Source organism: Telmatospirillum sp. J64-1 (assembly GCF_006980715.1).
In the GTDB taxonomy this organism is placed as follows: Bacteria; Pseudomonadota; Alphaproteobacteria; order Rhodospirillales; family Magnetospirillaceae; genus Oleiliquidispirillum; species Oleiliquidispirillum nitrogeniifigens.
The window spans coordinates 1-437 of record NZ_SBHN01000010.1; the positions used below are offsets into that span (position 1 = coordinate 1).

The window sequence follows — 437 nt, forward strand, 5'->3', positions numbered from 1 at the left end:
GTGACCGGCCGTATCGAGCGCGGCGTGATCAAGGTGGGCGAGGAAGTCGAGATCGTCGGCCTGAAGGACACCGTCAAGACCACGGTCACCGGTGTGGAAATGTTCCGCAAGCTGCTCGACTCGGGTGAGGCCGGCGACAACATCGGCGCTCTGCTGCGCGGCACCAAGCGTGAAGATGTCGAGCGCGGCCAGGTTCTGGCGGCTCCGGGCACCATCACCCCGCACACCGAGTTCAAGGCCGAGGCCTACATCCTGACCAAGGAAGAAGGTGGCCGTCACACGCCGTTCTTCTCCAACTACCGTCCGCAGTTCTACTTCCGGACGACCGACGTCACCGGCACCATCAAGCTGCCCGAAGGCACCGAGATGGTCATGCCCGGCGACAACATCACCATGGAGATCCAGCTCATCGCCCCGATCGCCATGGATGAAGGCCT

General features: G+C 63.4%; 1 protein-coding gene. It reads left to right on the plus strand.

The window, feature by feature from the left end; genetic code table 11:
• A partial coding sequence (locus EPD66_RS10875; RefSeq protein WP_255448447.1) for an EF-Tu/IF-2/RF-3 family GTPase occupies nt 1-437 on the plus strand: 437 nt, incomplete at both ends.